Here is a 14,701-nt window from a genome sequence, read left to right as displayed (position 1 = left end):
GGGGGTGCCAGTGTGACCGCATCGTGAACGTTCACGAAACCAAGGTGGGCGACACCGTACCGCTTCCGATCGAGTAGAACGGGAGCCCGCGGCATCGTTCGGGTTCGGTCTCCGACCGGCCCATCCCCAGGAACTCAGAGTCGAGAAGCGAGGGGCTTATGACCGCACTTTCACGGAGATCGCTACTGACCGGAACGGCGGGGGTGAGTCTTCTCGCCCTCGCCGGCGGCCTTACCGGATGCGCATCTCAGACATCCGTTTCTACCGATCCGAAAGAGCTGGTGCTGTGGTACTGGAACCGCTCGATGGGTCCAGGCGTGCTCAAACAAGCGGCGGCAGGCATTCCGGGCACGAACATGTCCCTGATTTCGCAGCAACCGCCGAATTCGAACTGGGACACGAAGCTCCGCACCAGCCTGGCCGGCCACGCGTACGTTCCCGACATCACCGCCATCAACTCGAACGTCTCGCTGTACTTCCCCGATGAGTCGATGTTCGTCGACCTGAACCAGTTCGGCGCACAAGACCTGAAGAACAGGTACTTCCCGTGGAAATGGGACTACGGCATCACACCGACCGGACGCATGTGCTTCTTCCCGATCGACAGCGGTCCGACGGGGTTCTATTACCGCTACGACATCTTCGCCAAAGCCGGCCTTCCCTCCGAGCCCGACGCTGTGTCTGCTTCGATCCGTACCTGGGACGAATGGATCGAGTTCGGCCGCAAGCTCAAGGCGAACGTCGGCAGTCACATGCTGATGGACTCCGTGCAGTTGTTCAGCCAGATCGTCAACGCGTCGCCGGAGCGCTACTTCAGCCGCACGGGCAAGCCCCTGTACATGAACGAGACCTCCGCAGTGCGGGACGCCTGGAATACCACGGTGAAGGCCATCAAGGCCGGCGTGCTGGGCAACCAGCAACTGGCCACGGATCAGAACGCTGCGTGGATCAGCGGCAAGACCGCCGGCCATATCGAGGCTGTCTGGTGGGCACAGATCCTGCTGAGCACCGCGCCGGCCACCAAGGGCAAGTGGCGCCTGGCGTCCCAGCCGGTCAGGGCCGGAAACAGCGGCGGCTCCTTCCTCGCCATCCCTGACACCTGCAAGGATCCGGAGGCCGCGTACAGGTTCATCGCCTGGTCGCAGACCGCCACTCATCAGGCGCAGACGTACAACGAGGTGCAGCTCTTCCCTTCGGCACCAGACGCCCTGACCAGCGGAATCATGAAGGATGCCAGCCGCGGGTTCTTCGGATCGCAGAACTCGCTCGAGTTCTTCAAGAAGCAGGCAGCGACGGTGCCGACGGCCTTCGTCTCGCCGTACGAGCAGATCGCGAACTTCTTCACGACGGAGATCACCAACGTGGAGGCCGGGGGTAAGGACCCCGACAGGGCATGGGATGACGCCGTGACCCAGACGAACCGAGTCCTTCAGAAGCACGGGGTGAACGTATGACCGCACAGACGACGGGGATCCCGCTACGACCCAAGCCCCGTAACACTCCTCTCGCCGTTGCCAAGAAGACACCCGCGCGTCGGTTCTGGCCGCAGTACGTGGCCATCGCGCCGTTCTACCTCCTGTTCCTCGTGTTCGGAGCCTTTCCCATCGTTTTCTCGATCGTGATCTCGTTCACGGACTGGGACGGCATGGGGGCGATGAAGTTCGTCGGCCTCCACCAGTACCTCTACCTTGTGGCTGACCCGATCTTCTGGCAGTCCGTCGGCAACACGTTCATCATCTGGTTTCTCTCGACCGTCCCCATGCTGTTCATGGCACTGGTGATCGCCTTCCTGCTGCACCAGAACCTGCGGCTGAAGTCCTTCTACCGGCTCGCGTTCTTCGTTCCGAACGTCACCTCGATGGTCGCAATGGCGGTCGTGTTCGGCTCGGTGTTCTCCGACCAGTTCGGCCTTGCCAACTCGTTCCTGAAATGGCTCGGGGGAACGGACGCCGGAGTGCAGTGGTTGTCGGACCCTTGGGGCATCAAGGTGACCATCGCCATCATGGTGATCTGGCGCTACACCGGGTACAACGCGATCATCTATCTCGCCGGGCTGCAGGCGATCTCCACCGAGCTCTACGACTCGGCACGGGTCGACGGCGCGAGCACGTGGCGCATCTTCTCGCGCATCACGGTGCCGCTCCTGCGCCCCGTGATCCTCTTCACGGTCATCACGTCCACCATCGGCGGCCTCTCACTGTTCACGGAGCCGCAGGTGCTGCTCGGGAACAACGGAGGCACCAACAACGCCGGTATGACGATCGTGCTCTACCAGTACAACCAGGCGTTCACTCACTTCGACTTCGGTTACGGGTCGGCCATCGCATGGGCGCTGTTCGTGCTCGTGCTGTTGTTCGCGATCGTGAACTGGCGACTTGTGAACGGACGCAAAGAGAACGAGTTCGGAACGGCGGTCCCCGGGATGTTCACCCGGATGTCCGAGCGCTCAAAGGCGAAGAAGGAGGTGGCACGGTGACCACGATGACTCCATCCCTTGAGCCGGCGGCCGTGCGCAATGTGAGTGAGTTCGAGGGTCGAACAGCGCGCAAGAAGCGGCTTGTCTGGCGTATCGTCACGCACGCGTGCATCTGGGTCGGCGTTCTCCTCTCGCTGTTCCCGTTCTATTGGCTGTTCGCGATGTCTACCCAGAGCACAGCGCAGATCTTCGGCTATCCGCCCGATCTGCTTCCGGGCAACCAGCTGTGGCCGAACATCAAGGGCGTGCTCGGAAGCATCGACCTGTTCCGGGCAGTGCTGAACTCCTTCATCGTGTCCGGCTCGTGCGCCCTTTTGGTGATGTTCTTCGACTCGCTGGCCGCTTTCACCTTCGCCAAGTTCGAGTTCCCCGGAAAGAAGGTGCTGTTCGGCATCCTGCTCACCACGTTCCTGATCCCGGGCAGCCTGTCGCTGGTGCCGAGCTTCGTTCTCATGAGCAAGCTGGGGTGGGTCGGCGGGCTTCAGGCGTTGATCATCCCTGGCGCGGCCAACGCCTTCGGCATCTTCCTGCTGCGGCAGTTCTTCGAGTCGTCACTGCCGAACGAGCTCGTCGAGTCGGCGCGGATGGACGGGGCCGGATTCTTCCGTACTTACTGGAGCATCGGACTTCCCATGGTGCGTGGCGGCGTCGCCTTCCTCGGCATCTTCACCTTCATCGGCGCGTGGAACGACTACGTGTGGCCGTTGGTGGTGCTGGTGAATCCGGGAACGCAAACCGTTCAGACCGCGCTCGCTGCTTTGAACAGCCTGTACTCGACCAACTACGGCTGGGTCATGGCGGGGGCTTTGATCAGCGTGCTGCCGCTGATCGCGATCTTCATCATCGGTTCGCGGCACTTCATCGCCAACATCGCGGCAGGCGCCGTCAAGGGATGATCTCGGCCGGCGCGGCCCCATGACGATGCCCCTCCGGCCCCACCGAGACGATCGGGGCAGGAGGGGCATCCCATGCGAGGGCTCGTCGTGGCCGGCCTCGTACCTGGCAGAGGCGACGACGGTCACAACGCCCCGCGTTCGCGAAACCGCGCAGGTATGTCCCGCGCGTTCGAGCGTGTTCGATTCCTTGACGTCGCGCGACCTCGATCGATAAGGTCACAATGTTTGCGTAAACATTCCGGGCCCAAGTCCGCGATCACGACGCCGCCCGAGCTGAGATGCTCCCAGTGATGATGCAGAGAGGCACATCGATGACGAAGAAGTCGACGAGTTCACCCGGACGAACGCGGCGAACGCGACGTCGCGTCGCGGGGGCGGCGCTGGTGACGGCATCCGCGGTGCTGACGACACTGCTGACCCAGGGTGGCGCGCAGGCGGCCGAGCCGGTGCCCACCTCGCTCGTCTCGCCCATCGTCGTCGCGACGACAACAAGGGAGACCCCGAAGCTGCCGTCGGAAGTGGCCGTGAACACGGCGACGGGACAGCAGACCGAGGCGGTGAGCTGGAACCTTTCCGGGTACACGTTCGCACGCACCTACCAGAGCTACTCCGTCGTGGGAGACGTGAACGGTCTGAACGTCACGGCACAGGTGCAGGTCGTGCCTGCGAGCACGCTGTACTACGTCGACAGCGGAATGTCGGCCTCGACACCGGCATACGACGCCGTCGCCAAGGCGCTCGGCACAGGCCTGGTGAACACGGTGGCCGATCAGCAGTTCACCGGCTCCGCGACCTGGGGATACCTCAACGACGGGAACGCGTACGTCGCCAAGCGCTCGGCGACCGGTACAGATCCCTACGCCGACGGCCTGTACGCGCTCGGCGCGGGAAGCACTTCGAAGCCGATCGTGTACGACCTGCCTCTCCAGGCCGGAACCTACACCGTGACCGCCGGCTTCCAGGAGTGGTGGAACAACCGGCAGTTCAACGTCGCGATGGTCGCGGCGGACGGCACGTCGACGCCCATCGCGACCGGCGTGATGATCAGCACGTCGGGCAAGCAGGGACCGTCGAAGACCATGGTCACCGGCGGGTTCACGGTGACGGCGGCGCAGGCCGCCGCCGGGCCCGAGAAGCTGGAGGTGACGATCGGCGGCCAGAGCGGAGCACCCGTCATCAGCTGGTTCGGCATCGCGTCGGGTGCGGTGAAAGTCGACACCACCCCGTTCGTGGTGGCGCCCCCGACGGCGAGCGTCGCGGGTGGCACGTACAAAGACGCGCAGAAGGTCGAACTCGCGACAACGACGCCCGGCTCGACCATTTACTACACGACCGACGGATCGAAGGCTTCCGCGACCAACGGCACCCTGTACACCGGTGCGATCACGGTCTCCGACTCCGAAACGATCGACACGATCGCCTTCAGCGACGGCACGGCCAGCACCGACACCCAGGTCGCTTACGACATCGAGCCGGACCCCGGCACCTACACCGCGATCCCCAATAGCCACACCTGGTACGACACCTCAGGCTCGCCCATCCAGGCCCATGGCGGCGGCATCATCAAAGTCGGCTCCTGGTACTACTGGGTCGGCGAGAACAAGTCGGACAACTCCTCGAACTTCTCCACACTCAGCCTCTACAAGTCCAGCGACCTGAAGAACTGGGCGTTCGATCACGACGTGCTCACCCGTGCGAGTTCCCCAGAACTCACCGACTCCAAGGTGGAACGGCCCAAGATCGTCTACGACGCGGCATCGAAGACGTTCGTACTGTGGGCGCACTGGGAACGTTCGAGCGACTACTCCGCGTCGCACCTCATGGTCGCCACCAGCAAGACGATCGATGGCGACTACACCTTCGTGCGCGACTTCCGGCCGGGTGCCGGACACGTCACGAGCCCAGACGCCGACCCCACCTACACCGGCACGGACAAGCTGTGGGGGTACGGATCGCGCGATTTCACCGTCTATCAGGACCCGTCGACCGGCGACGCCTACATCGTCTCGGCCCAGAACGGCAACGACATGCGCGTGTACCGCCTGATCGACGGCGACACCGACGTGGACTGGCAGAACTCCTACGTGCTGTTCGCCGGCGGCCGCCGTGAGGCGCCGGCGCTCGTGAAGGCCGGCGACTACTACTTCGTGTTCACCTCCAGTCAGTCCGGCTGGTACCCCAACCAGGCGATGTATTCATACACGAAGAACATCGCTGACCCCAACGGATGGTCAGCGCTGCAGCCCGTAGGGAACAACAGCACCTTCTACAGCCAGCCGACGAGTATCCTCACCCTGCAGGCGAAAGGCGGAACCCAGTACCTCTACCAGGGCGACCACTGGAACCCGGCGGCGCTGGGCACGTCGACCTACGTATGGCTCCCGCTCGACTTCGACGGCCTCGAGGGTGCCACGCCGTCCGTCTCGATGCAGTACCAGCCGACGGTGTCGTTCGCTGAGAAGACGGGGTTGGTTCAGCAGCCGTCTGTGCAACTGGTCTCGCAGGGCAAACCTGCGACGGCGAGCAGCGCAGTCGACGGACATCCGGCAACAGCTGCGAACGACGGGAACGTCTTCAACCTGAACCTGAGCGGCGACGACTCGAACTACTTCCAACCCTCGAGCGTTCCGTACTCCTGGCAGGTGGATCTCGGTCGTGCGTTCGACGTGAGCCGGATCGACCTGAGCTGGCGCAGTTACAACGGGTCGGAGACGTACAGCGGATACGCGGTGTACGGAAGTGCAGACGGCACGAACTGGACGCGGATCGTCGCCCGCCTCGCCAACCGCAGCACCGGATTCACGAGCGACGACCTGACCGGCTCGTATCGGTACGTTCGCGTCGATGTCGCCGACGTGGTCAACGACCACAACGGCAACGAGGCAGACTGGGCCGCAGGCATCGTCGAGGCGCAGGTGTACGCCGCGCCGGTCGCCCAGACCATCTCGTTCCCGAAACCCGAACCGGTCGACCTGGGGGCGCCCGACTTCTCGCTGCAGGCGACCGCGAGCTCGGGGCTGCCCGTCTCGTTCTCCGCGACCGGATCATGCACCATCGACGGCAGCACGGTGCACGTGATCAGCACGGGTGTGTGCCACATCACGGCCGAGCAGGCTGGAGGCAGCGGGTTCACCCCTGCGGCATCCGTGAAGCGCGTGTTCGTGGTTCACAAGCCTGCGAAGGGCTGAACCGCGCCGGGTGACGCCCTGGCACGCCTCTCGTCGGAGAGCGTGCCGGGATGCGTGGTTCAGCGACAGCGGTACTCGAGCTCGGGACGTCCAGGCGTGCCGTGCCGAGGCGTCCTGTAGACGAGGCCGCTGTCGGCCAGGTGCTCCAGATATCGGCGCGCTGTCACTCGAGAGATGGCGAGCGTTGAAGAGACCTCCGCGGCCGAGAAGGCGTGGTCTTCGGCCCGCAGCAGCGCCGTCACCCGTTCGAGCGTGTCAGACGACAGGCCCTTGGGCATCGACGGCGCCGAGGGGGTGCGCAGCGCCGCGAGTGCCCGATCGACTTCCGCCTGCGACGTCTGCATCGCTCCGCGCGGCAGCGACTGCCGAAACTGCAGATAGTGCTCGAGCTTGTCTCGCAACGCGGAGAACGTGAAGGGCTTGATCAGGTACTGCACGACGCCGAGCGAGAGCGCGTTGCGCACCATTCCGAGCTCGCGCACGGCGGTGACAGCGATGATGTCTGCCGGAATGCCGAGCGCGCGGACCCTCCCCGCGACGACCAGCCCCGGCATGTCCGGAAGATTCATGTCGAGCAGCACGAGGTCGATTCCGCCGGCACGCGCTTCCCGCAGCATCCGCACGGCTTCCTCGCCGGTCCTGGCAATGCCCGCGAGCCGGAACCCGTCTACTCGGCGCACATACTCCGCGTGCGCGGCCGCGGCTATCTCCTCGTCTTCGACGACGAGGACGCTAATCATCGGACGCCGCCAGATCTTGAAACCGTTCCAGTCGCCGCGGTGGCCCGGCTTCGCCAGACCCTGACCCGCGGGATGCTGCCCCCGCGGCCTGCTCGGCCGTCGTCGGCAGCGGCAGAGCCACGACGAAGACAGCACCCGGTGCGCCGTTCAGGTGACGGATCGAGCCTCCGCTGCGCCGGACGGCCTGGGCGACCAAAGCCAGGCCGTATCCCCGGTTATGTCCCGACTGCTTCGTCGAGTAGCCGCGCTCGAAGATGGCATCCTCGTGTTCCGGAGCGACGCCCGGACCGCTGTCGGACACCCTGATCACGAAGCCGGTGCCGCCTTCTTCGCTTTCCGTCGAGAGTTCGAGAGAGACCCAGGACTCGGCTGAATCCGCGGCCGAGTCGATGGCGTTGTCGAGCAGATTGCCGACGATGGTGACCAGATCTGCCGTGTTCACGTCCGGTCGCATGCTCGTCGAGGCGGTGCTCACCCTGAGCTGCACCCCGCGTTCCTGGGCCTGGCTCGTCTTGCCAAGAACCAGAGCGGCCAGCACGGGCTCGTCGATCGAGCCGACCACCTGATCGGCCAAGAGCTGATTGACCGCGAGCTCCTCTGTAGCGAACTCGAGAGCCTCCGCCGTTCGATCGAGCTCGATCAGCGACACCATCGTGTGCAGCTTGTTGGAGAACTCGTGTGTCTGAGAGCGCAGCGAGTCGGCCAGCGTGCGCATGGTCTGCAATTCCCCGGTCAACTGCTGGAGCTCGGTGTGGTCTCGGATCGTGGTCACCGTTCCGAGCCTGCCGGGCAGCCGCGAGCGGCCGGGAGCCTTCGCCGGCTCCTGGTTGATGACGAGCACCCGATCGTCAGTGAGCTGCACCAGATCGTGAACGCGGTCCCCGCCGGCCAGCAGCGCGCGCAACGTCTCCGGAATCGGCATCTCTGCCACGGGCATCCTCGCCCGGCGATCGTTCACATCGGGCGTGGGTAGGTTCAGCAGTTGTGCAGCCCTCTGGTTGTACAGCGTGACCATTCCGCCGGCGTCCACCAGAAGCAGCCCCTCGCGCACCGAATAGAGCACAGCCTCGTAGTACGAGAACATGCGCTCCAGTTCCTCCGGACCCATGCTGTGCGTCACACGATTCAGGTAGCGGTGCAGAAGCAGGGCCTCGAGCCCGCCGAGCAGAAGCAGCACGAGCGCGGAACCGACCACGAACGGCAGCTGCGCGTTCACGGTGGCCCCCACGCTCCCCACGGTGACGCCGGCGGAGACGAGGGCCACCACCTTTCCGCCGGTGCCGAACACCGGATACACAGACCGTACCGACGGCCCCAGGGTGCCCGTGTAGGTCTCGGTCAGCGCGTGGCCGCGTTGTGCCGGAGCGATGGTGCCGATGTAGGTCTTACCGATCTCGGCGGGATCCGGATGTGTGTAGCGGATGCCGGACGTACTCATGATCGTGATGAAGTCGACATGGGAGTCCCGCATCTGCCGCACGGCGAACGGCTGCAGGAGGCGCGAGGGATCCGGTTTCTGCACGGCTGTCACGACGTAGGGGTCGTCAGCGACGGATGCCGCGACCGACTGCGTGCGCGCTCGGGCATCCTGGTCCACGCGCTGGTTCGCATCCAGCCAGAGGCCGAGCAATGCGACGCCGCTGAGCGCGAGCACGAAGACCGATTGCGCAGCGAAGAGCCTCGAGGCGACGCTTCCTCGCCCGATCAGCCTCTTGATCACACGTCATTCTCCCGCCTTGGCGTGGATCCCTGCGCGAACAGTATGACCACAAGCATCGACACGGGTCCGCCCCGAGCGAGCATGGGTCGACCCTGCTCGATGGCCCGCGCAGGTGCGGGCTCAGATCAAAGGAACCTCAGATGGCAACGGCGCCACTACGACAGAAGCGGTTGGACAAATCGCATCTCCTCTACCTGCTGGTGATCATCGGCGTGATCGCCGGCATCGCCGTAGGGCTGATCTTCCCCGGCTTCGCAGTCGGTTTACAGCCGATCGGCGCGGGGTTCGTCAATCTGATCAAGATGATGATCACGCCGGTGATCTTCTGCACGATCGTGCTCGGGGTCGGTTCCATCGCGAAAGCGGCCACCGTGGGCAAGATCGGCGGACTTGCTCTCGGTTACTTCATCGTCATGTCGACGTTCGCGTTGACCATCGGGCTCGTCGTCGGAAACCTGCTGAACCCGGGCAGCGGTCTCGATCTGTCGGGCGCGCACTATCAGGTGGCTGCGACTGGTGAATCGACGGCATCCGACTTCATCCTCGGCATCATTCCCGTCTCGCTGCTTTCGGCGTTGACGAGCGGGAACGTGCTGCAGGCACTGCTGATCGCCCTCATCACCGGGTTCGCGCTGCAGCGGATGGGAGAGAAGGGCCGGCCCGTGCTGAAGGTGATCGAAACGGCGCAGGCACTGGTGTTCCGGATCCTCATGATGATCATGTGGGTAGCACCCCTTGGCGCGTTCGGAGCGATCGCAGGCGTCGTGGGTGCCAGCGGCGGCAAGGCGCTCGTCGGGATGGCGACCATGATGGGCGGCTTCTACATCACGTGCGTCGTGTTCATCGTGCTCGTGCTAGGCACCGTGCTTCGCCTTGCGAGCGGCATCAGCATCTTCAGTCTCATGAAGTATCTGGCGCGGGAGTACCTCATCATCTTCTCGACGTCGTCGTCCGAAGCGGCACTGCCACGTCTCATGGCGAAGATGGAGCACCTGGGCGTCTCCAAGCCGGTCGTCGGCATCACCGTGCCGACCGGCTATTCGTTCAACCTCGACGGCACAGCGATCTATTTGACGATGGCGTCGATCTTCGTCTCGAACGCGGTCGGCAAGCCGATGTCCATCGGCGAGCAGATCGCCCTGCTGCTGTTCATGATGATCGCCTCGAAGGGTGCCGCAGGCGTCAGCGGTGCCGGCCTCGCGACCCTGGCCGGCGGTCTCCAGGTCTACCGGCCGCAGCTGCTCGACGGCGTCGGTCTCATCGTGGGCATCGACAGGTTCATGTCAGAGGCACGTGCGCTGACGAACTTCACGGGGAACGCGGTCGCGACCGTGCTGGTCGGCACGTGGACGCGAGAGATCGATAAGAACCGCGTGCAGCGCGTGCTTGACGGCGAGTTGCCGTTCGACGAGCAGACGATGAGTGTTCCGACTGCCGAGAACACTGAACGCCGACTTACTCCGCCGGTACCCAGCGAGTAGTCCTCATGACCGAATTGCGAATCCAAGGAGCCAGTGTGGACGACATGATTGCGGAGGAGTCCATGACCTCCGCTTCGACAGCGAAGCGTCTTCCGCGGCCGCAGGCCGAGCATGCGCGTTCGTGGCTGCTCGTGCCGGGTACGAAGCCGGAGGAGTTCGACGCGGCGGCGAACGGATCGGCCGACGCAGTCATCCTCGACATCGAAGACGCAGTCGACCCGTCGCACAAAGACGAGGCACGCGAGGATGTCGCCCGCTGGCTCGTCGGAGGCGGCGAGGCCTGGGTGCGTGTCAACGACGTGACCACGCCGTACTGGGCCGATGATCTGCGCGCACTGCGCGAGCTTCCCGGCCTGCAGGGGGTCATGCTCGCCAAGACGGAGGACCCGTCGCAGGTGACGAACACCTATCACGTGCTCGGGGCCCGCACGCAGGTGATCGCCCTCGTCGAGTCGGCGATAGGCATCGAGTGCGCGCCCGACATAGCGCGTGCTGAGGGAGCGTTCCGGCTCGCGTTCGGCTCGGGTGACTTCCGGCGCGACACTGGCATGGCGGCGGACAACATGGCCATGGCCTACCCGAGGGCAAAGCTCGTGGTCGCCAGCCGCTGTGGCAAGCTTCCCGGGCCCATCGACGGTCCGACCGTAGGCACGAGTCACCCGGTGCTGCGAGAGCAGTCCCAGGTGACCGTGACCATGGGCATGACCGGTAAGCTGTGCCTGTCGACCGACCAGGCTCCCGTCATCAACGAGGTCATCAGCCCCACCCCCACCGACGTGGCCTGGGCGGAGGAGTTCCTCGGCGACTTCGAGGCCCGTGGCCGCATCATCCGCGACGGCAGCGACCTACCCCGACTCGGGCGCGCCCGCAAGATCCTCGAGCTGGCGGCGGCGTTCGGGGTGGGACTCCCCGCTCGCTGACCGCCGCACCGTATTGGCGGTGCTGCAGCCCACCACGCGCTGAAGTACGGGTGTCCGCGAACACTCCGGGTGCAGGATCGGGACCATGGAGCTGTCGAGTACGTCAACGCAGCGCACATACCGGCACCTGCGTCTGGCGATCGTCGCGTCCGCGGCGATGGTGCTGGTGGCACTCGTCGTGGTGACGGTCGTCGTTGGTCCCGTCACCAGCCTGAGTGCGCTGTACTACACGCCGGGCCGCACGATGTTCACCGGGGCCATGTTCGGAATCGCCCTGGCGCTCGTCGCCCTGTCCGGCCACAGCGTTGAGCAGGTTCTCCTCGACGTCGCTGCCGTGTTCGCGGCGTTCATCGCGGTGGTGCCCACCCCGCTCGGAGCCCACGACGCGCCGGGAACGGGTGGCCGGTGCCCGGACGGCACCGTGTGCGTGCCCGCGACGGACGCGCGCGGGGCGTTCGTGGGCGTCATCGTGGTCGCTGTCATGGGCATCCTCGTCTCGGCCGCCGCCGTGTGCCTCCCGGCAGCCAGGCAGGCGGCGGGCCACGCCCTGGCGCCCGGAGTCTTGGCGCCCGTGGTCGTCGTCGTCCTCGTGTCGATCGGCTGGCTCTTCTGGCTCGGCGTCGCTGCGTCGACCTTGCTCGCGCTCGGACACCTTGTGGCAACAGCCGCCTTCTTCTGCATCATGATCGCCGTCTCGGTGATCTCCGCGGTCACCGCGCACCGCCCCTGGCGCGCGCTGTACATCGTCGTGACGGTGGGTATGTGCATGAGCTTGGCCTACCTCGCCGTCGTGTTCGTCTCGCACCTGAACGGCGCAGGTCGCGGACAGCCATGGGTCCTGGTCGGGGAGCTCGCCCTCATCATCTTCTTCATGGTGTTCTGGCTCGGACAGACCGCACAGAAGTGGCAGCAGCTCAACCCGGCGATCATGAGCGCGAGCCGGCATACATAGAATGACCGGGTGGCGGTCGGGGGTGCGGCGGGCGAAGACAAGGGCACTCGCATCCGGCTCGGCATCGCCTACGACGGCACCCTGTTCAGCGGCTGGACCAGGCAGCCCGGCCTGCGCACCGTGCAGGGCGTGCTCGAGGAGGCGCTGCGCACGCTGTTCCGCACGCACGAGCCCGCGCCGACGCTCACCGTGGCTGGGCGGACGGATGCCGGCGTGCACGCGCTGGGACAGGTCGCTCACGTCGACCTCACGGACGAGCAGCTCCGTTCACTCCTGCGACCGCGCAAGGCCAGGAATCAGGCGGGTGACCCGGATGCCGCGACCGCGCTGCGCAGGCGTCTGACCGGCATCCTCGGCGCAGCGGGCTCCGATGTCGTCGTCACCTCGGCCGAGGTCGCCGAGCCAGGCTTCGACGCCCGTTTCTCCGCCGTGTGGCGCAGGTACGAGTACCGAGTGGCGGATGCCGCGGCGCAGAAGAACCCGCTCACGCGCACGAGCACGGTGTGGCATCCCGCTCTCCTCGACGTGGCGGCCATGCATGCGGCCGCCGAGACGCTGCTCGGACTCCACGATTTCGCCGCGTTCTGCAAACCGCGCGAGGGCGCAACCACGATCCGCACGTTGCAGGAGTTCGGCTGGCGGCGCGAGCCGGACGGCGTGCTCGTCGCCGGGGTGCGTGCCGACGCGTTCTGCCACAGCATGGTGCGCGCGCTCGTCGGCGCGTGCGTGGCGGTGGGGGAGGGCAGACTCGCGATCGAGGACCTCGCGCTCCTACGGGACGTCGGCACGCGCACGAGCGCGTTCAAGGTCATGCCGGCTAAGGGCCTGACCCTCATCGAGGTTGGATACCCGCACGGGTCCGAGCTCGCCGCCCGCGCCGAGCAGACCCGCGCGAGGCGCGTGCTCTGATCTCGGCTGTACAGCCGGCACTGCACAGCCGGCATTGCACAGCCGGCGCTGCCAGCGGGCATTGCCAGCGGGCATTGCTCAGCCGGCGGGTGAGTACTCGGGCGTGAGCGCGTCCTCGGCCGCAGTGGCGTCGCCGCGCTCCTCGCGTCCGGAAGCCGGCAGCGCGGCCAGCGCTGCGTTTCGCGCGACGCGCAACGGGGTGCCGACCGCCAGCGCGACGTAGCCCAGAGCGCTGTGGTCGTGCCTGCCGAACGCTCGCTTGCGCTCCCACGCTCGCCGCAGGGGTCCGCCACGGCTCACGCGCACCGCAGGCCGCACCGTCAGCCTGGACGTCTCGCGCAGCGTGACCAGCATCTGCAGCTGCCTTGCCCAGTCGTCGTCCTCGGCCGGATGGAAGTAGTTGTCCTCACGCCAGCCGTCGACCACGTGCTTGAACCGCGCGGCCAGGAGATCGCGAGACGTGCCGAGCAGCCCGCTCCCCATGAAGACCTCGTTGATGAGTTTGCCGCTTACGCCGAAGTCGGCGAGCACGAGCGAAGGAACGTCGTGCGATATCGCCTCGAGCGTGGCAGTGGAGCTCACGGTCACGAAGCCGACGGCGCGAGCCAGATGCTCGCCCATGGGGCCTCCCTCCACGACCAGGTTGGCAGGCGCATCCATCGGCACGAGGTCTGCGTACGGATGCGGTTCCCTGTGCGTCTGCCCCTCGCCGCCCGATGCACGGATCTTCACCACGATGCGCAGCTGCGGGTGTGCGCGCGCGGTCTCTGTTAGCCAGCCCATGAGCATCCGCCGCGCTTCCACGCCGGCAGGCACCGTCGGCTGAGCGGCGAACACGATGCTGTCGCGTTCGACCGGCGGATGTATGCCTCGAGCGGCATGAAGGAACGGAAGCGTCGCGAGTCCGAAGCGATGCGACAGGTCGTGGGATGCCGCCAGCGCGCGATATTCGCGGATCTCGCGGTGGCTGTGCAGCACGAACAGGTCGGCGCGGGCCCGCAGGAACAGGCCCTTCCACTTCGCCGGCGTCGAGATACCGGGGAGCCCCGTCACGATCACGGGCCTTCTCGGGACCCTGCGGATGATCTCGTCGATGAGCACCTCGGCGATGGGTCCTCGGGTCGCCACCAGCACGGCATCGGGGCGTTGCCTGCGCACGCGGTCGACGATCTCGGTGTGCGACAGTCGCTCGATGCTGCGGCCGCCAGGGCCGATGAGCCGGACGGGATCGGACTCGGGGCCGCCCGCAGCGACGGGAGCGTGCGCGAGTGCGGCATCCAATTGCGCGTCGCTCGCCGTCGCGGCCGTGTTGACGGCGATCAGCGACGTCTTCCAGTCGTCCGGCAGCGTGCCCACAAGGCTCGCACCCCATTTGACGAACGAGTCCGAGTCGACGATCGCGAGCACGCTTCTTGGCAC

At 65.8% G+C, this 14,701-nt stretch carries 11 protein-coding genes; 8 read left to right on the top strand and 3 right to left on the bottom strand.

Going from position 1 to position 14,701, the window contains the following annotated elements; all coding sequences use genetic code 11:
- The first annotated feature begins 203 nt into the window (after positions 1–203).
- From ACO2Q7_RS07160 to ACO2Q7_RS07145, 4 genes are all read left to right on the top strand, one after another.
- Positions 204–1,454 carry an ABC transporter substrate-binding protein gene (locus ACO2Q7_RS07160; protein ID WP_423354915.1) on the top strand — a complete coding sequence of 417 codons (1,251 nt, stop codon included), beginning with the start codon at positions 204–206 and terminating at the stop codon, positions 1,452–1,454.
- The gene (locus tag ACO2Q7_RS07155) at positions 1,451–2,476 is read left to right on the top strand and encodes a carbohydrate ABC transporter permease (RefSeq protein WP_423354914.1); all 1,026 of its coding nucleotides are present in this window, start codon (positions 1,451–1,453) and stop codon (positions 2,474–2,476) included. Before ACO2Q7_RS07160 ends, ACO2Q7_RS07155 begins: the two co-directional genes overlap by 4 nt.
- Positions 2,477–2,481: 5 nt before the next feature.
- Entirely contained in the window at positions 2,482–3,372 is an 891-nt protein-coding gene (locus ACO2Q7_RS07150) for a carbohydrate ABC transporter permease (protein ID WP_423355990.1), read from the top strand.
- Between the two features lie 311 nt (positions 3,373–3,683).
- Positions 3,684–6,560: a chitobiase/beta-hexosaminidase C-terminal domain-containing protein gene (locus ACO2Q7_RS07145; protein ID WP_423354913.1), complete on the top strand. Its 2,877-nt coding sequence runs from the start codon at positions 3,684–3,686 to the stop codon at positions 6,558–6,560.
- A 59-nt stretch (positions 6,561–6,619) separates the two neighbouring features.
- Here the strand turns inward: ACO2Q7_RS07145 and ACO2Q7_RS07140 are convergent, their stop codons facing one another.
- A complete protein-coding gene (locus ACO2Q7_RS07140) occupies positions 6,620–7,300 on the bottom strand; it encodes a response regulator (protein WP_423354912.1) in 681 nt (226 codons plus the stop codon).
- Positions 7,293–9,020 carry a sensor histidine kinase gene (locus ACO2Q7_RS07135; RefSeq protein ID WP_423354911.1) on the bottom strand — a complete coding sequence of 576 codons (1,728 nt, stop codon included), beginning with the start codon at positions 9,018–9,020 and terminating at the stop codon, positions 7,293–7,295. The genes ACO2Q7_RS07140 and ACO2Q7_RS07135 overlap by 8 nt, the downstream gene beginning before the upstream one ends.
- 140 nt (positions 9,021–9,160) lie before the next feature.
- On the opposite strand from ACO2Q7_RS07135, the gene ACO2Q7_RS07130 reads away from it, so the two are divergent.
- The 4 genes from ACO2Q7_RS07130 (at position 9,161) to truA (ending at position 13,282) form a co-directional block, all read left to right on the top strand.
- On the top strand, positions 9,161–10,501 hold the full coding sequence (locus tag ACO2Q7_RS07130) for a cation:dicarboxylate symporter family transporter (protein WP_423354910.1): 1,341 nt from the start codon (positions 9,161–9,163) through the stop codon (positions 10,499–10,501).
- A 62-nt stretch (positions 10,502–10,563) separates the two neighbouring features.
- Positions 10,564–11,421, top strand: coding sequence for an HpcH/HpaI aldolase/citrate lyase family protein (locus ACO2Q7_RS07125; RefSeq protein WP_423355989.1), 858 nt, complete (start codon positions 10,564–10,566; stop codon positions 11,419–11,421).
- A gap of 85 nt (positions 11,422–11,506) precedes the next feature.
- The gene (locus ACO2Q7_RS07120) at positions 11,507–12,373 is read left to right on the top strand and encodes a hypothetical protein (RefSeq protein WP_423354909.1); all 867 of its coding nucleotides are present in this window, start codon (positions 11,507–11,509) and stop codon (positions 12,371–12,373) included.
- 9 nt (positions 12,374–12,382) lie between these two features.
- Positions 12,383–13,282, top strand: a complete 900-nt coding sequence (truA, locus tag ACO2Q7_RS07115) for a tRNA pseudouridine(38-40) synthase TruA (RefSeq protein ID WP_423354908.1) — start codon at positions 12,383–12,385, stop codon at positions 13,280–13,282.
- Between the two features lie 78 nt (positions 13,283–13,360).
- Here truA and ACO2Q7_RS07110 read toward each other — a convergent pair whose 3' ends face one another.
- A complete protein-coding gene (locus ACO2Q7_RS07110) occupies positions 13,361–14,701 on the bottom strand; it encodes a DUF6716 putative glycosyltransferase (RefSeq protein ID WP_423354907.1) in 1,341 nt (446 codons plus the stop codon).

It is taken from the genome of Rathayibacter sp. KR2-224 (genome assembly GCF_049446075.1).
Taxonomy (GTDB): domain Bacteria; phylum Actinomycetota; class Actinomycetes; order Actinomycetales; family Microbacteriaceae; genus Humibacter.
The sequence above is the reverse complement of the archived record's forward strand: the minus strand, read 5'-3'. Positions and strand labels throughout refer to the sequence as shown.